Source organism: Streptomyces sp. NPDC008125 (assembly GCF_042957125.1).
Classification (GTDB): Bacteria; Actinomycetota; Actinomycetes; order Streptomycetales; family Streptomycetaceae; genus Streptomyces.
This window is the reverse complement of sequence record NZ_JBIBHR010000006.1, coordinates 340,328-356,461: the sequence shown is the minus strand read 5'-3', so window position 1 is coordinate 356,461 and position 16,134 is coordinate 340,328. Positions and strand designations below refer to the sequence as shown.

Annotated in this window: 13 protein-coding genes; 4 read left to right on the top strand and 9 right to left on the bottom strand. The window is 71.5% G+C overall.

What is annotated here, in order from left to right; genetic code table 11:
- Positions 1–218: 218 nt before the first annotated feature.
- Both ACFZAX_RS13295 and ACFZAX_RS13290 read right to left on the bottom strand, forming a co-directional pair.
- Positions 219–2,081: an ATP-binding cassette domain-containing protein gene (locus ACFZAX_RS13295; protein WP_390961349.1), complete on the bottom strand. Its 1,863-nt coding sequence runs from the start codon at positions 2,079–2,081 to the stop codon at positions 219–221.
- A gap of 1,402 nt (positions 2,082–3,483) precedes the next feature.
- Positions 3,484–4,278 (bottom strand): methyltransferase domain-containing protein, encoded by a 795-nt coding sequence (locus tag ACFZAX_RS13290; protein ID WP_390961347.1) that lies wholly within the window; start codon positions 4,276–4,278, stop codon positions 3,484–3,486.
- A gap of 390 nt (positions 4,279–4,668) precedes the next feature.
- On the opposite strand from ACFZAX_RS13290, the gene ACFZAX_RS13285 reads away from it, so the two are divergent.
- On the top strand, positions 4,669–5,241 hold the full coding sequence (locus ACFZAX_RS13285) for a hypothetical protein (protein ID WP_390961345.1): 573 nt from the start codon (positions 4,669–4,671) through the stop codon (positions 5,239–5,241).
- A 242-nt stretch (positions 5,242–5,483) separates the two neighbouring features.
- The gene (locus tag ACFZAX_RS13280) at positions 5,484–5,705 is read left to right on the top strand and encodes a hypothetical protein (RefSeq protein ID WP_390961343.1); all 222 of its coding nucleotides are present in this window, start codon (positions 5,484–5,486) and stop codon (positions 5,703–5,705) included.
- Here the strand turns inward: ACFZAX_RS13280 and ACFZAX_RS13275 are convergent.
- Genes ACFZAX_RS13275 through mtnA form a run of 7 tightly spaced genes read right to left on the bottom strand, consistent with a single transcriptional unit; the run spans position 5,695 to position 13,485 of the window.
- The gene (locus ACFZAX_RS13275; RefSeq protein WP_390961341.1) at positions 5,695–7,278 is read right to left on the bottom strand and encodes a condensation domain-containing protein; all 1,584 of its coding nucleotides are present in this window, start codon (positions 7,276–7,278) and stop codon (positions 5,695–5,697) included. The genes ACFZAX_RS13280 and ACFZAX_RS13275 overlap by 11 nt on opposite strands.
- Entirely contained in the window at positions 7,278–8,006 is a 729-nt protein-coding gene (locus ACFZAX_RS13270; protein ID WP_390961339.1) for an alpha/beta fold hydrolase, read from the bottom strand. Before ACFZAX_RS13270 ends, ACFZAX_RS13275 begins: the two co-directional genes overlap by 1 nt.
- Positions 7,999–9,585: an amino acid adenylation domain-containing protein gene (locus tag ACFZAX_RS13265; protein WP_390961336.1), complete on the bottom strand. Its 1,587-nt coding sequence runs from the start codon at positions 9,583–9,585 to the stop codon at positions 7,999–8,001. The genes ACFZAX_RS13270 and ACFZAX_RS13265 overlap by 8 nt, the downstream gene beginning before the upstream one ends.
- A gap of 27 nt (positions 9,586–9,612) precedes the next feature.
- On the bottom strand, positions 9,613–10,416 hold the full coding sequence (locus ACFZAX_RS13260; RefSeq protein ID WP_390961334.1) for an S-methyl-5'-thioadenosine phosphorylase: 804 nt from the start codon (positions 10,414–10,416) through the stop codon (positions 9,613–9,615).
- Entirely contained in the window at positions 10,413–11,141 is a 729-nt protein-coding gene (gene mtnC / locus ACFZAX_RS13255; protein WP_390961332.1) for an acireductone synthase, read from the bottom strand. Before mtnC ends, ACFZAX_RS13260 begins: the two co-directional genes overlap by 4 nt.
- Positions 11,138–11,716, bottom strand: coding sequence for an acireductone dioxygenase (locus ACFZAX_RS13250; protein WP_390961330.1), 579 nt, complete (start codon positions 11,714–11,716; stop codon positions 11,138–11,140). The genes mtnC and ACFZAX_RS13250 overlap by 4 nt, the downstream gene beginning before the upstream one ends.
- Positions 11,713–13,485, bottom strand: coding sequence for an S-methyl-5-thioribose-1-phosphate isomerase (gene mtnA, locus ACFZAX_RS13245; protein ID WP_390961329.1), 1,773 nt, complete (start codon positions 13,483–13,485; stop codon positions 11,713–11,715). The genes ACFZAX_RS13250 and mtnA overlap by 4 nt, the downstream gene beginning before the upstream one ends.
- Before the next feature lie 622 nt (positions 13,486–14,107).
- On the opposite strand from mtnA, the gene ACFZAX_RS13240 reads away from it, so the two are divergent.
- Both ACFZAX_RS13240 and ACFZAX_RS13235 read left to right on the top strand, forming a co-directional pair.
- Entirely contained in the window at positions 14,108–15,142 is a 1,035-nt protein-coding gene (locus ACFZAX_RS13240) for a TauD/TfdA family dioxygenase (protein WP_390961327.1), read from the top strand.
- A gap of 260 nt (positions 15,143–15,402) precedes the next feature.
- Positions 15,403–16,134: a phytanoyl-CoA dioxygenase family protein gene (locus ACFZAX_RS13235; RefSeq protein WP_390961325.1), complete on the top strand. Its 732-nt coding sequence runs from the start codon at positions 15,403–15,405 to the stop codon at positions 16,132–16,134.

Here is a 16,134-nt window from a genome sequence, read left to right as displayed (position 1 = left end):
AACGGTAGAACGCGCACGGTCCCCGATTCCCGCTGTACACGCAGGCGGCGGTGGCGATCAGCCGGGCGGGCGTCCGGCGGCCCGTACCGGTTGCCGGTACGGTCCCGTACCTGCCCGGGGTGGCGCCGGTACGGGACCGGGGTGGCGTGTACGGGACCGGGGTGGCGCCGGTACGGGACGGGGCGCCGCCGGTACCCGACGGCCGTCCCGCCCGGGACTCAGGCTTCGACGGTGGCGCCGGCGAGGGACTCCCCGGCTGTTTCCGCGCCCGGGTCCGTCGTGGCGGACTCGTCGAGGAACCCGCCGGACTGGTGCTGCCACAGTTTGGCGTAGGCGCCTTCCGCGGTCAGCAGTTGCTGGTGCGTGCCCTGTTCGACGATCCGGCCGCGGTCGAGGACCACCAGCCGGTCCATGGTGGCGACGGTGCTCAGGCGGTGCGCCACCACGAGAGCCGTCCGTCCCTCCATGAGCCGCCACAGGGCGTCCTGCACCAGGATCTCGCTCTCCGAGTCCAGGGCGCTGGTCGCCTCGTCGAGCAGCAGGATCGGCGCGTCACGGAGGATCGCCCGGGCAAGGGCGACCCGCTGGCGCTGACCACCCGAGAGCTTCACCCCGCGCTCGCCCACCATGGTGTCGAAACCGTCCGGAAGCGCGTCCGCGAACTCCGTCACGTGCGCCGCCTCGGCCGCCCTGCGGATCTCGGCCTCGGTGGCGCCGGGCCGGGCGAAGGCGATGTTCTCCCGCAGCGTGCGGTGGAACATCGCCGGGTCCTGGGGGACGTACGCGATCCGGCTGCGCAGGTCGGACCGGCGCAGCGTGCTGATGTCCTGACCGCCGATCATGATGCGGCCCCCTTCGATGTCCGCCATCCGCAGCAGGAGCCGGGTGAGCGTGGTCTTGCCGCCACCCGACCGGCCGACGAGCCCGATCTTCGTCCCCCCGGCGACGTCCAGGTCGAGGCCGTCGAAGAGCGGCTTCCCGCCCCCGTGGGCGAAGGTCACGTTCTCGAAGCGGACGCCCGATCCGTCGTTCCGCAGCGGTTCGGGGGACGGAGGGTCGAGGACGGTCGGTGGTTCCAACAGCAGTTCGGTGAACTGCGCGGCCTCCGTCATCGAGCTCTCCAGACGGCGGTAGATCTGGTTGAACTCGAACATGATCCGGGTGGCGTTGGCGTAGTAGGTGAAGGCGACGATGATCGCCTCCACCCCGAGGTCCCCGCCCGCCAGAGTGATGGCGAGCATCAGGCCCACCACATTGGTCAGTACGGAGAGCGGAGCCACCAGGGTGTCGATGCGCAGGTTGCCGTAGTCCCAGGAACGCACCATGAGGCGGCGCAACTCGCCTACCCGGGAGCGGTGTTCGGCGGCCTCGCGGTCCTCGGCGGCGAAGGACTGGACCGTCTCCATGTTCGTCAGGCTGTCGGCGACGTGGCCCGACACCCGTGCGATCGCCTGCTCGCGTTCGGCGACGATCGCCTGACGGCGCCGGATCAGGGGCGTCACGATCAGCGCGGTGAGCGCGATGAGCGTCAGGAGCCCGACCACCAGGAGCGGGTCGTAAGTCCACAGCACCACCGAGGCGAATGCCAGCGGCACGAGGTTTCCCATGATGGAGAACGTCAGCGTGTCGACGAATTCCTCGAAACGGGAGGCGAAGCTCAGGACCCGCTTGGTCAGCGATCCGGCGAAGTTGTCGTGGAAGAACGCGGAGTCCTTGACGAAGATCTCATCCATACCGGTGACGTAGAGGCGCGCGATGCCCCGGCCTTCGACGCGGTTCAGGCAGTGGAGTCCGATCCGCCACAGCGTCTCCGAGAGCAGCAGGACCCCGGCGAACCCGAGGACGTACGGCAGCATCGGGCCGACACCGACGTCGCTCCCGTCCTTCCCCGCCACGCGGCCCACGAGCTTGGCGACGATCAGCGGGGCGATGTAGTAGAGACCGATGTTGCCCAGGGCCGGCAGCAGCAGGGCCGGCGCGGCCAGCCGTCGCAGCCGGGAGAGTTCCCGGGTGTAGTAGCGGAGGGCGAGGAGTACCGAGCCTTTGCTCGGTAGGCCTTCGCCCGATGTGTTTGATCCCATCGCGACCCGTTTCGTCCTGTGGTGAATGAGCAGAGCGGAGTCTCCCGCAGCCGCCGTCGCCGGGTCCAAGGGTTTTTGTCCGGTTCTGTCGCCTGGCGTGGGTCCGCGGAGCGACCTGCGGAGGCCGCGGGGGCGGTTTTCCGCACCCGGCTCGTCGCCCGCCCGCCGGGTCGACGACGGCGCCCGTGCGCGGTGCGGCCCAGGGTGTACGCTCCTCGGCCACCCAGGGGCGCCGGGTGTCGCGACCGGGACGGGATCACCGGCCGGGGGATCCGATTCCGTTTAGGTCCGGGCCGTTTGTGGCCGAATGCCGTCGGTGGCGGCGCCGCTCCGGGCCGCCGGCCCCTGCGGCTCGTGCTCCCGGCGCGCGACGCCGCCCCTGCGCCCGGACGAGTGACGGGGCGGGGGAGGAGCCGTTCCGCCGCGCTCCGGCGGATCGGGGCGGCGGGTGCGGGACGAGGCCCCGGCGGACAGCTCCGGCGGCGCCGTCACCCTCCGCGTATCCGCGTCACTTATGGGCCGGCCACACCCCCGAGGGATCCCCGAACACTCCTGCTTCCCGATCGCGGATGATCTCGCCCCGCCTGATCGTGTCGTCCGGGCGACCGGTGAAGGCGGAACCCTCGTACGCGGACCAGCCGCACGTCGACCGCACCTGGTCCGCCGTCATGAACCATGAGGCCGGCGGGGATCTCGACCGTTCCGTGCGGGAGGCGCAGGCCCACTTCCCGCTCCAGGGCCATCCGGTACATCGTCGCGAAGTAGGCGAAGGTGGTGGCGTGCCGGGCCAGGCGCGCGGCCCGTGCGTCGCGGGGCGAGAGTCCGCCGCCCTCCGGCGGGGTCGTGTCCGTCGCGAAAGCGGGTACCGGCTGGGTCAGCAGGACCCGGTGCTTGAAGCGGGGCTGCTTGCTGAAGAGCTGGGTGCGTACGAGCCGTCCCGCCGTGTCCAGCCGCCACCAGACGGGCGGCTTCCAGCGGTTGTCGCTGAGATTGTTGTGGGTCGGCTGGGTCCGCAGGTGGGTCCCCTCGCCGCCGTCGGCGCTTTCCCGCGGTGGCGGTCAGCAGCCGCAGGCAGAACCACGGGAAGGCAATCATGGGCGCGAAGGCGTTCATGCTCACGTGGGTCGAACTGTGCACCATCAACGGTGAGTCGACGAAGCGGCGCAAGGAGGCGTCGTCCCAGCCGGGCAGCCGCACGTCGTCCCGCTCTGCCGTGGGCGCCCGGTGGACCCGCCGCTCGTTCTCGCGCACGGAGTCGGCCAGGCGCTGGCGGCGTCCGCGCGTCACCGGGTCGGGCGGCCCGGCGGGGCGGAAGGCGGCTATCGCCTCACCGAGCGTGGGACCCGCCGGCGCGGCCCCCGGCCGCCCCGCGCGGGGGGCCGCGCCGGCGGGTGCTCATCCGTCAACGTTGCTCCCCCAGAGGCGATTTGACCGCTACCACGGCCCAGGTTCGGTGAGGGACGCGCAGGACGTCACCGGGGAAGCGGTCGCGCAGGACGCCATCGAGGTCGGCCGAGAACGCCTCGACGCGGTCGGGGGCGAGGCTGGCGCCCACCCCCGCGCTGGCCCGGATCCGCCCGGTCCACGCCTGCGGGGTGTACGGCACGTCGAGGTCGAACGAGAACGTCTCGATGGAACCGAATCCGGCGGTGGCCAGATCGGTCAGCCAGCGCGGGTACAGTCCGGTGCCCTTCCCCATGCTCCAGGCGGGGTTGTAGGCGGTGATCAACTCCTCGGTCGCCTCGACGACGTTGCCCGGGAGCGGCAGCCAGTCGAAGTGCGCGATGACCGCGTGCCCGCCCGGGCGGAGCAGGCGTCCCACCTCGGCCGCGGCCCTGGGGGCGTCGAACCAGTGCCAGCACTGGCCGGCCGAGACCACGTCGAACGAGGAGCCCGGAAGCCCGGTTTCCTCGGCCGTGGCGACCTCGTACGCGATCTCGACACCCGCCTCCCGGTCGAGCCCCCTTGCCTGTTCGAGCAGTGCGGCGGCGGGGTCGATGCCGGTGACCCGCGCCCCGGCCCGGGCGAAGAGCCGGGCGAGACTGCCGGTTCCGGTGCCGAGGTCCAGCACGTCACGGTCCGTCACCTTCGCTCCGAGGCGACCGAGCCGCTCGATGATCTCCGCGGGGAAACCGGCGCGGTGGCGGGTGTAGTCCTCGGCCGTCAGTCCGAAGTCCGGGTTGAATTTAGTGGACACGCAGTCCTCCGCTTTCTGTACGTACGGAACGGACGTACGTGCAATGGAATTGATCTACGGAGGTGAAACTACCCGCAGTCCTCCATCGAGGCAACGAGTTGAAAGTGAATCACGTCACATGGACGCTGCGCGGGTCGGTCGACAGGTTCGCGAGCGGGGATGAAAAAACATTCTCCGACAATTCTTCGCAGGAGTAATCCATGCAGAAGCCCGCTGCCGTTCTTCACGTCGGATGGAGGCCCAGGGCCGTTGCCGCGCTCGTCGCGGCCGGTGCGGACGTGACCTGCGTCGTCGCCCCCGCCGACGCCGCGTCCGCCCGGGCGGCCGGAGTCGCGACGGTCGTGGTGCCGCAGCCCTCACAGGTGGAGGGTGTGCTCTGCGGGCTCGCGCGTGGCGGGCGGGAACTCGCGCTACGACGCGATCCGCAGTGTCCTGGAGCTCGGCCTGGTCCCGGCCGCGGTCTTGCGGGAGCTGGCCGGACGGTCGTCGCGTGGCTCGGTCACGCGCGTGCTGGCCATGCGTGACAAGCACCTCCAGAGGCGGTTGGTGCGCGGTGCCGGGGTGCCCACCGCCGCGTGCGAGGTGCTGGAGGCGCAGACGGCGCTGGATCCTGGCGCGACCGCGTTCCCGAAGGTGCTCAAGCCGCTCGACGGCGGCGCCCGGCACACCTACCTGCTCACCGACGAGAAATGCGCACACGAATGCGTGGAGCTCGCCAGGGCCGGCGGACCGGGGCCGTGGCTGCTCGAAGAATATATTCACGGAATCGAGTTCCAGGTGGACGGATTCGTCCGGCACGGTGAAACAAGGGCGGTCCTTTCCGCCAGTCGCTGCCTCCAGAATCTCATCGAGGTGCACGAAGGAGAAATCGTGGCCCACGTGGTGCTGCCGCCCGTCGAATACCCGGGTTTGTACGAGGAAATTCGGGCCGTCGCGGAAACCTCCCTCCAAGCGCTGGAGTAAGGGCTGTCCCTTCCCCCTGGAGGTCTTCCAGGAGACGGCCGTCGGGCGGATCGTCTTCGGCGAGTGCGCGGCCCGGGTGGGCGGGGGCCGCCCCGACGACGTGGTGGAACTGGCCTTCGGGGTCGACCTCCGCTCCGAGTGGGCGCGGATGCTGCTCGGCCGCCCCCGGCCTCGCCCGCGCCCGCCTCGCACACCACCCCGGGCGTGTACGGGGGCATGAACCTGACCGCGCCGGCGGGCCCATGCCCGCCCTGGACGAGGTGCTGGAGCGGCCAGGAGTCGTGCGGGCCCGGATCGACGTCGCGTCCGGCCGGACGATGCCGGACACCACCGCCGCCTCCCACCTCCGGGCAGGTCTCGCGGTCCTCCGGGGCGCGGACGACCGCGCGGTGACGGCCCGGATGCGCGACCTCGTCGACTGGTTCGCCGCGAACGTCGAGGTCGCGCCTCCCGTCACGGAGTGAGCAGCTCCGACATCGGCCGGTCCGGCTCTCCGGTGAGGAGTCCCAGCGCCGCCAGCAGGCGACCGGCGAAGTCGGTCACGTAGTCGGCCGGGTACTCGGACGCGTAGTGCAGGACCTGGAGGCGCAGCGTCTCGCCCTCCCGCAGCAGCCACATGTGCAGGCCGGGGGAGTCCGCGTCCTCGACAAGGTGATGAGGGGTCACCTCGATTCCGTCGCCGAAGTCGAGACCGGAGCCCCACACGTCGTTGTACATGAAGTACACCCCGGGGTCCTTGCGGAAGCCGGCGGGCAGTTGGGGCCAGATCCCGCGTCGGACGTACATGGCGGGCATGTCGCCGTGTGCCGTGGCGCCCAGGACGCTCTGCCGCACGGCGCCGACCAGATCCCGGAAGGAGCCGGAGAGGTCCACGTCGGTCGTGGGGAAGACGCCGTTGGCGAACCAGCCGACGGTGTTCTGGTACGCACCGTCCAGCCGGTTCGCGTTGGTGGTCAGCAGGGTGACGCGCGGCCGTCCGGTGACCTGGGCGACCAGGGCCTTCACCACAGCCATCGAGACGCAGTAGGGCGTGGCCCGCAGCGCCTGGGACGCCTCTCGCAGCGCCCGGGCGGTTTCCGGCGCCACGTCCAGGACCAGCGAGGAGGGCTTCGCCAGCTCTCCCGTACCTTGGTATCCGGGCAGCCGCAGACCGAAGTCGGCTGCTTCCGTGGGAAGTTGGCTTCGCCAGTAGGAGGTCAGCTCCTGCTGCCGACCGCTCTCCCAGCGCCGCCACTGCCCGGCGGCCCACTCCGCGTAGGCGCCGGATCCGGCTGCGGGCGGGGGGAGTTCGCCCGTCGTGCAGACGGCCGACAGGTCACTGACGAAGGTGTCGAGCGACCAGCCGTCCGCGATCATGTGGTCGAAGACGAGGACCAGCACGTGGTCGTCGGCTCCGCGGCGGACGGCGAGGGCGCGCCAGAGCGGAGCCCGCGAGCGGTCGAAGGGCCGACGTACGTAACCGCGCAGGAATGCGTCGAGATCCGCGTCTCCCACCCCCGCGTACTCCATCGTCTCCAGCCCGATCTCGGGACAGGGCTCCACCGTCAGCGCCACGGACTCCCCCTCCGCCCGGAACGAGGTGCGCAACGACTCGTTCCGCCGCGCCACCGCGCGCAGGGCCGCGCCCAGCCGGTCGGTGTCGAGCGGCCCCCTGACCCGGAACACGACGTGGAACTGGAGGACCGGCGCCCGCGGGTCGCGCGACGCGGACAGGAACGCCCACTCCTGGGCCATGGAGGCCCGGCCGCGATGAGTGGTGTCCCCGCTCGCCGCCGCCCCGGTGCCCGGGGACCGTTCCGTCGCGACCCGCACGGCCACCTCGCTGATGCTCTCCGCGGTGAAGAACGCCTGGGCGGGCACCTTCACGCCGAGTTCGCGCTCGATGCGCCCCAGGACCTGGAGGGCGAGGATGCTGTCGCCGCCCATGTCGTAGAAGTTGTCCTCGGCCAGGACCGAATCGTCCTCCAGGGCGGCGCGGTGGATGCCGAGCACGGCGTCGTGGAGCGCCGCGTGGCCGGGTTCGGCTGCGAGGGACATCAGCTCTCCTTGAGGGGGGCGGGGCAGTGCTGTGCGTAGAAGTCCTCGATGACCGGGAGGACGGGACCGTCCGGGCGCACGACGTCGGCGTGCACGCCGTCCACCAGGACGCAGGAGAAGAGGGGGTCGCGACGTGCAAGGAGCGCGGCCCGCTCGTGCTCGGGGATCACATGACTGTCCCGCGGGACGACCATCAGTACGGGGATCCCGGCAGCCGTCAGCATGCCGAGCAGGTGGGTCCAGTCCCACTCCCATTTGAGGAAGCTCGACTCCGCCCATTCGCCGCCCTCGATCCGCTGCGGGCGCCGCTCCAGGGACTGGTCGAGCAGGACGAGGCTGCGGACCCGGGCCGGTCCCATGGCCACCGCGTGGACCAGGCCGACCAGGGCGCCGTACGAATACCCGATCACGTGGGCGGGGGCGGACAGCACATCGCTGACCCGGTGCACGTCGGCCGCGTAGTCCAGAGGCGAGTAGCCCCAGGCGGGGGCCGGACTCGACGGGTGGTCGCGCAGGGTGGGCAGCAGCGCGATCTCGCCTTCGGAGCACAGGGCGTCGCTCAGGAAGCGCAGCTGGTCCCTGTCGTCCCCCAAGCCGTGGAGCAGCAGGAGCGGGGAGCCCGTCCCCCGGACCCCGGGGCGCCCGGGCACGACGTCGCGGGCGAGCAGTTCCACCCCGTCGACCGCGGCGAGGCGGGGCGTGGGCGGAAGGAACTCCGGCTCAGTCACGGCTGCCCTCCCACTCCTTCACCAGGGCTTCCCGGTCCGTCTTCCCGTTGACCGTGCGGGGCAGTTCGGTGACCACCTGGTACTGGGCCGGACGCATGTACGGGGGAAGCTTCGCCGCCACGTGCCGGCGCAGCTCGCGGACGTCCGGCAGCTCCCCGTCGCGGGCGAGGAGGACGCAGAACAGGCGCTGCGCCCCGCCGGCCGACGCACGGGGCCAGGCGATCGCCTCGACGACCCGGGGGTGTGAGCGCACGGCCGCCTCGATGTCGCCCAACTCCACGCGGTGGCCGCGGAGTTTGACCTGCAGGTCGGCGCGTCCGTGGTAGGCGAGTTCGCCGTTCCCGGTAAGGCTGACCAGGTCGCCCGACCGGTAGTGGCGGATTCCTTCCCGGCCCGGGGGGAACACGGCGAAGCGTTCCGCGTCCAGCTCCGGCCGATTCAGGTAACCCTCCGTCACCTGAGGTCCGGCCAACCAGAGTTCGCCGGGCGTGCCGGGCTCCTTCACCTCGGATCCGTTCCGGTCGACGACGCGTACCGTGAAACCGGGCAGGGGCGCGCCGATGACGGACGCGTCGCCGTCGGCGTCGGCACGGGTGACGCGGTGGAAGGTGGCGTGGACGGTGACCTCGGTGATGCCGTACATGTTGACCAGCACCGGCCGGTCGAGGCCGTGGGCGTCCGCCCAGCCGCGCAGGACCGCGGGGGTGAGCTTTTCGCCGCCGAAAACGACGTACCGCAGGTCGGGCAGGTCGCGATCCTCGGTGCCGGGGGCGCGCAGCATGGCGAACGCGGTCGGCGTCTGGTTGAGGACGGTGATCCGTTCGTCGGCGAGCAGCCCCACGAGCTGCTCGGGCGCGCGGGTGACCCACTGCGGCGGCACCACCAGGGTCGCCGCAGTGGAGAGCGCCCCCCACACCTCCCACACGGAGAAGTCGAAGGCAAGGGAGTGGAACAGCAGCCACCGGTCCGACGGCCCGAAGTCGAACAGCCCGCGCGTGGCGTCGAGCAAGGTGACGGCACTGCCGTGGCGGACCGGAACACCCTTGGGCACGCCGGTGGTTCCCGAGGTGTAGATGACGTACGCGCGACTGTCCGCGGTGGGCGCCGCCTGCGGCGGTACGGTTCCCGGCTCCGGCGGCCCGGCCCCGGGGCCGGAACGCAGGGCGGCCACCTCCTCGGTGGTGGTGAGGGTGAGCCGGGTGTCCGAGGAGGGAGCCGGGTCACCGACGAGATGGCAGGCCCCGCTGTCGGCGACGACGAACTCGTTGCGCTCGGCGGGGTTGCGCGGGTCGAGCGGGACGTAGGCGGCTCCCGAGCGCAGGATGCCGAGGATCGCGGCGACCGCTTCGCAGCCCGCCTCCATGCGCAACGCGACCCGATCGCCCGGGGCCACGCCACGCTCCCGCAGCCGCCGGGCCACGCGCCCGCTCCACGCGTCCAGTTGGCGGTAGGTGAGCTCCGTGGCCCCGTCGCGGACGGCTGTGCCGTCCGGATGCAGGGCCACGCTGTCGGCGAAGACGTCGACGAGAGTGCGTCGGGCGCCCTGCTCCGGTGCGACCGCCGGTGATGTGGATGTCATGACAACCTCTGCTCCCGGAGGGCGTGTTCAGTGTGGGGCGATGCCGTCGAGGGCTCGGGGGCACGCGCAGTCGCGGTCCTGCGGCAGCCGGCGTACGGTTTCGAGCACCAGGCCGCGCAGACGTTCGGCGTTCTCCGCGAACACCCGCATGACCTCGGCCTGTTCGACGCTCTCCTCGGCGTCGATACCGGCGTCGAGATCGGTGACCAGAGCCACGGACGTGTAGCAGAGGGCCAGTTCGCGGGCGAGAGCGGCCTCGGGCAGGCCGGTCATGTTGACCAGCGACCAGCCCGCCGACGCGAACCACCGGGATTCCGCCCGGGTGGAGAAGCGGGGCCCTTCGACGACGACCATCGTTCCGCCGTCGTGGACGTCGGCGCCGGTGGCGGCGGCGGCACCGAGCACGGCGCGCCTGCCGGGCGCGCAGTACGGGTCGGAGAAGGAGACGTGCACGGCTCCCTCGTCGAAGAAGGTCGCCTCACGTCCCGCGGTGCGGTCCACGAGCTGGTCCGGCACGACGACGGAGCCGGGACCGAGCTCGCGCCGCAGCGAGCCGACGGCGCAGGGCGCGAGCACCTGCCCGACGCCGAGCGAGCGCAGCGCCCACAGGTTCGCCCGGTAGTTGATCCGGTGCGGCGGGAACCGGTGGTCGGCCCCGTGCCGGGGCAGGAACGCCACCCGGCGGCCGCCGACCGTCCCCAGGGAGAGCGCGTCGGACGGCGCGCCGTACGGTGTGTCGACGGTGAGCCGTTCCGCGCCGCTCAGCAGTTCGTAGAAGCCGCTGCCTCCGATGATCCCGATTTCCGCCGTCGGTGACTGTGGGCCGGTCATGACGTCCCCCCTGTCCGTGTCTGCCAGGTCTCGCCGAGGACCTCGTGGTCCAGCGAGCCGATGGTCGTGTGCCCGGGGAGCCTGTCCCCCCGGGGATCGCCGCCGCGCCGTACGGCGACGGTGCGCCAGCCGGCCGCCGCCGCCGCCGTCAGCTCCTCTTCGGTGTCGCTCAGGAACAGCAGCGACCGCGGTGGTGCGCCGAGGGCGCGCGCGATGGTCCGGTACGAGTCCGGCTCCCTCTTGCTCCCGGCGCTGTCGAGGTCGAAATGGCCCGTGAGCAGGCCCGTGAGGTCTCCGTGCGCGGTGTGCGCGAACCAGTCGCGCTGGGCGGGCACCGAACCGGAGGAGTAGATGTGCACGGGGACCCCGGCCGCTCGCCAGCGTTCGAGGGCTCCGGGCACGTCGTCGTACACGTGGCCGTGGAGCGAGCCGTCGGCGTAGCCCGTCGCCCAGATGTCTCCCTGGAGGGACTTGAGGACGGGCACTTTCACATCGGCGTCCGTCCAGGCGAGCAGGGCGGTCACCGCCTCCTCCTCGCCGGGTTCCGCGATCCCGGTCCGGCGCCCCACCGCCGCGAGGGCCGCCGCCGCTTCGGGAGTGCCCCTGCGCTCGGCGAACCAGCGGGCGAACCGCTCGCCGGCGAACGGGAAGAGCACCTCGCGCACGTGCGACGCGGACCCCACGGTCCCCTCGATGTCGAGGACGACCGCCGCGACCGCGTTCACGGGCCCGGCTCCAGCAGTGCGTCGAGGCGCGGGAAGGTACGCGCGATCCCGTCGCCGGTGAAGTCGCCCACCCAGCCGTCGGCCTCCCTGAAGAAGCGGATGGCGCTGAACTCGGGGACCGGGCCCATGTCGAACCAGTGGCGGGTGCCGGCCGGTACCGAGATCAGGTCGCCCGCCTCGCAGACCACCGCGTACACCCGCTCTTCGAGGTGCAGGTAGAAGCACCCCCTGCCGTGGGCGAAGAAGCGCACCTCGTCCTCCGCGTGCCGGTGTTCCTCCAGGAAGGTGGTGCGCGCCTTCGCGGCGCGCTCCCGCCACGCGGGTCCGGGTTCGGGGATGAACTGGGCCACGTCGACCACGGTCATCCCGGCGCGGACGGAGAGCTCGGCCACCTCGTCCCGGTAGTGGTCGAGGAGTTCCTGGGAGGTGGTCCCGGACGTGACCGTGGTCCGGATCTCCCAGTGTCCGAACTCCACTCCCAGGGACCCGAGTTCTTGGGCGATGCGCCGTGCGTCCCGGGTGCGCAGCAGCACCTCGTCCGGGTTGTGGTCGGGCATGACCCGGAGTTGCGTCATGAGGTGCCTCCGAAGGGTGAGGGCGCGGCGGGTGGCATCGACGGGCGGGCCCCGTCGAGCAGCATGAGGTGGAAGACCGACTCGAAGCACTCGAGCCGGTTGCGGGCCTGTGCCAGGTCCGCGCCCCAGACGGTGATGCCGTGGTGGGCGATGAGCAGACCGGGCGGGGCGCCGGGGTGCGCCTCCAGATGGGCGGCCACCTCGTCGGCGATCCGCGTCACGTCGGGCCAGTTGGCGAAGACGGGAACCGAGGTACGCGTGGAGTCGGCCAGGCCGAGCCCTTTGAGCAGCTCGAAGTCCCGCAGGAGCAGAGACGCGGGGCCGCTTCGGGGGCCGGCCGCGCGGACGGCGGCCGCCGTGGCGTAGGGGGAGTGGACGTGGATGACGGCGCGGGCGTCGGTGGTGCGGTAGACGGCGGCGTGGATGGCGGTCTCCGCGGAGGCGCGCGGGCCGGCCGGATCCAGTATCCGGCCGGTCGCCGCGTCCACCGGGACCATGTCGGCGCCGGTCATGGCGCCCTTGTCGCGGCCGCTCGCGGTGATCAGGGCGGTGCCGCCGGAGCCCCAGGAGCCGCGTGCGGAGAGATTGCCCGAGGTGCCGGGCATCCAGCCGCGTTCGTACAGGGTCCGGGAGAGGGAGGCGAGTTCACCCGCCACCCGGGCATGCGGAGCCCCGGCCCCCGGGGTGGTCGCGCGTGCCTCCTGAGTGGGCGTGCCGCCGACCCCCGAGGTGGGCGTGCCTGCCTCCGGGGAGGGCGTGCCGGTCGTGCCGGCGGAGGCGGCAGGCCGGAAGACCCTGCGTTCGGTGACGATGGCGGTGATCAGCTCGGCGGGGGTCACGTCGAAGGCCGGGTTGTACGCCCCGGCGCCCGCCGGGGCGGTCGAGTGGCCCGCGAGCGAGGTGACCTCGGAGCCCGCGCGTTCCTCGATCACGATGCCGGTGCCGTCGGGCAGTTCGGGGTCCCAGGTGGATTCGGGAGCCACGACGACGAAGGGAATCCGGTGCCGGGCCGCGGCCACCGCCAGGGCGTACGTGCCGATCTTGTTGGCGGTGTCGCCGTTGCGGGCGATCCGGTCGGCGCCCACGAGCACGCAGTCGACCAGTCCCTGAGCCATCGCGGCCGGGCCCGCCGCGTCCACGCAGAGCCGGTACGGAACGCCGGCCTCGGCCAGCTCCCAGGCGGTGAGCCGGGAGCCCTGCAGGAGCGGCCGGGTCTCGCCGGCGAGTACCTCGACGACCCGGCCCCGGGCCGCGAGGCCGAGGACGGCGCCGAGGGCGGTGCCGACGGCCCCGGTGGCGAGGCGGCCGGTGTTGCAGTGGGTGAGCAGCCGCAGCGGCCGGTCCGGCGCCAGTTCTTCGACGAGGTCGGCGGCCCGCCGGGCCGCAGCCGTGTTGACCACCTCGTCCTCGGCGATCATGGCCAGGGCTTCGTCCAGAACGGCCCGGGGACCGTCCGGCAGGCGTTCGAGAACCCGGCGCACGGCCCAGGCGAGGTTGACCGCTGTCGGCCGGGCCTCCACGAGGCGCTCGGCGTCGGCTCGCACGGACGCGAAGTCCGCCGCGCCGTCGTGGAGATGGGCGCGGGCCGAGAGCGCGACCCCGAGGGCGCCGGTGAGTCCGATGGCGGGTGCACCCCGGACGGCGAGTGTCCGGATCGCGTCGATGACCTCGTCCACCGTGTGCAACCGGAGCATCAGGTGTTCGTGGGGGAGGGCGCGCTGGTCGGTGACGAGGACGCTGCCGGCATCCCAGCCGAGGGACGTCTTCATCGGGGGCTCGCGAACGGCCGGGTGGAAGAGAACGATCGACGGTACATGGCTCTCCAGGGTGTGACAGAGGTCAGACGGCCGGGTTCATGTGATTGCCGAGATGTCCGGGCGGGAGGGTGCGGGCGCGAGAGGGGCGACGGGCAGCCTCGTACGCCCGGTCGGCTCGGCCGGTGGGACCACGGACTTCCTCCCGGGGTGGTCGTCGTCCGCAAACGCCACCCCGACGCCGCTGCACCATACCTTTGATCAAATATGCTGCCGATATGACGCACGTCACGTTTGCGGGCCGGGGCCGCTGATTGGTAGAAAATCTCCCCGCGCATCCTGAAATGAGTGTGAAATATACCTGTAGAAATCATCTCGGCCGCAATGTGCATGGCCATGCTGCCGGGCGGTGAATAGTCAAGTATGGGTATGGCAATTTACCTGCGGGGTGGATGTGATCTACATCACTCTCGACATATTCTGGCGACCTCGCCTAGGGTCTGGATCATGCTTTTCGGCTGTCATCAATTGAGTGCCGATTAACCGGCCCGCCTGAAACAGGCAATTGAGTGGGGAGAAAATTATGCCTTCTCCTGTCCGGGCAGAGGCCCCTCCGGAAGAACCGCGGATTTCTCACGTGGGAAAGGGTTGGCTGGGGGCATCGCTGGCCGACGAGGAAAAGCAGTGGCGCATCCCGATGGCACCGGACGTCGCGGCCGAGCTGACGGCCGCCGCACGGGCCGCCGTGGCGGCGGGCCACCGGCCCGATCTCGCCTCGAACAGACCCGCGGGGCTCGCCCTCACCGAGGAGTTCGCCGCCGGACTGCGGCGCCGCCTCGCCGGCGAACCGGGCTTCGCGGTCGTCACGCGGTTTCCCGTGGGCGCCGACGATCCGAGGGAGACCGAGATGGCCTACTGGCTCTTCGGGCTGCTCGTGGGGCGTCCGGTCTCGCAGAGCCGCAAGGGTGATCTGCTCGGCCGCGTCGAGGACCGGGGCGCGGACATCGCCAGTCCCGTCCAGCGGGGCTACGAGAGCTCTGCCGCGCTCCCGTTCCACGTGGACCGCACCGACGTCATCGGCCTGTTGTGCATCCGCCCGGCGGCGTCCGGCGGGCTGAGCCGGATCGTGTCCTCCAAGACCGTGCACGACCTGCTGCTGGAGGAGTCCCCGGACGCGCTGGCCGAGCTGTATCGGCCGTACCCGAACGACAGGCGGGGCGAGGAACAGCCTGGGGAGAGCCCCTGGTCGGGGATCCCGGTCTTCAGCCGCACCGGCGACTCGTTCGCGGCCCGCTACGTCCGGCGGTTCATCGCCGGTTCGCAGCGGCACGAGCGCGCACCGCGGCTGACCGAACGCCAGACCGCCGCGATGGACGCGCTCGACGGAATTCTCGAACGGCCGGGGATCTCGCTCGACATGGAGCTGCGCCGGGGCGACCTCCAGCTCATCAACAATTTCCACATCCTGCACGCGCGGTCCGCGTTCGAGGACGGCGGCGGCCGGGGCCGGCTGCTCCTGCGGCTGTGGCTCGCCTTCGAGGGCAGCCCGGAGCTGCCCGGGCACTTCTCCTCCCTGTACGGAGCGGTGGCCGCGGGCAGCTACCGAGGAGGCGTGTGGCCCGTCGGTGCGGCACCCGGCACATTCGGCCGTCCCGTCGCGGAACTCGGCTGAATTATCCGGATCAGCAGCCCGGTGGAAAGTCGGGTTCGCTCCCGTGGGCCGTGAAATTGCCCGTTTTCGCCCTGCTCGACCGTTCGGTCTTGATCGTGTGTGGTTCCCCTCGATTTCGTCGCATTTTTTGCCCGAGATCCGAAAGCCTTTGGCGGTTCGATGGGGCCACGACCTGTCGGTCGGCCGTCGCGCCCGTCCGTATTCCGTTCTCGCGCGGACGAGAAACAGGTATCGACTTTTGAAAAGAAAGCAGGTTTCGCATGCCTGAAATGGATCTCGATATTTATCGGCGGGATGGCTACCAACTGCTGCCGGGCCTCCTCGCCGAGGAGGACATCGGCCGTGCCGTGGGCTTCTTCGACCACCTCGACGGGGCCGCGGAGGTCGCCTCGTCCTACGAGCCCGAGTACGACGAGGCCGACGGCGTCCGTCGGCTGCGCAAGCTCCGCCGGCTGCTGTGGAACGACCCGCGGGTGTGGGGGCCGATGCTGAACCGTGCGGGTGTCCCGGAGCTGGCCCGCGAGGTCGTCGGAGACGGGGCCGCGGTCGTCTTCCACGCGGCGTTTCTCAAGCCCGCCCTGGTGGGCACCGACGTGGCTCTGCACCAGGACCAGGCGTTGTGGACCTACGAATACCCGAAAGCGTTCAGCGTCTGGTGCGCGCTGACCAAGGTGTCGCCGGTGAACGGCGGCCTCTTCGGCAGCCCAGGTTCACACAGCGGTGGCCTCGTCCCGCACCGGGACCGGCCCGCCTACCGCTGGCACGCCAGCCTGGACGCCGCCGAGGACGGTCTGCGCGAGCCCGTCCAGTTCGAGCTCGCCCCCGGCGACGGCGTCGTGTGGGACCGGTACTTCGCCCACGGCAGTGCCGCCAACACCTCCTCGCAGGACCGGCGCGGCATGGTCGTCGTCTTCGCGGACTCCTCCGCACCCGGCTTCCGCGCGAGGGACAGCTTCCCCCTGGCCGATCTGCTCGCCCTCGGGAAGGAGTGA

Excerpts from the sequence above, each read along its gene's own strand:
- ACFZAX_RS13295 (WP_390961349.1), bottom strand. The coding sequence starts at position 2,081 with ATGGGATCAAACACATCGGGCGAAGGCCTACCGAGCAAAGGCTCGGTA.
- ACFZAX_RS13280 (WP_390961343.1), top strand. The coding sequence starts at position 5,484 with ATGCCCGCCCTGGACGAGGTGCTGGAGCGGCCAGGAGTCGTGCGGGCC.
- ACFZAX_RS13275 (WP_390961341.1), bottom strand. The coding sequence starts at position 7,278 with ATGTCCCTCGCAGCCGAACCCGGCCACGCGGCGCTCCACGACGCCGTG.
- ACFZAX_RS13265 (WP_390961336.1), bottom strand. The coding sequence starts at position 9,585 with ATGACATCCACATCACCGGCGGTCGCACCGGAGCAGGGCGCCCGACGC.
- ACFZAX_RS13260 (WP_390961334.1), bottom strand. The coding sequence starts at position 10,416 with ATGACCGGCCCACAGTCACCGACGGCGGAAATCGGGATCATCGGAGGC.
- ACFZAX_RS13250 (WP_390961330.1), bottom strand. The coding sequence starts at position 11,716 with ATGACGCAACTCCGGGTCATGCCCGACCACAACCCGGACGAGGTGCTG.
- mtnA (WP_390961329.1), bottom strand. The coding sequence starts at position 13,485 with ATGAAGACGTCCCTCGGCTGGGATGCCGGCAGCGTCCTCGTCACCGAC.
- ACFZAX_RS13235 (WP_390961325.1), top strand. The coding sequence starts at position 15,403 with ATGCCTGAAATGGATCTCGATATTTATCGGCGGGATGGCTACCAACTG.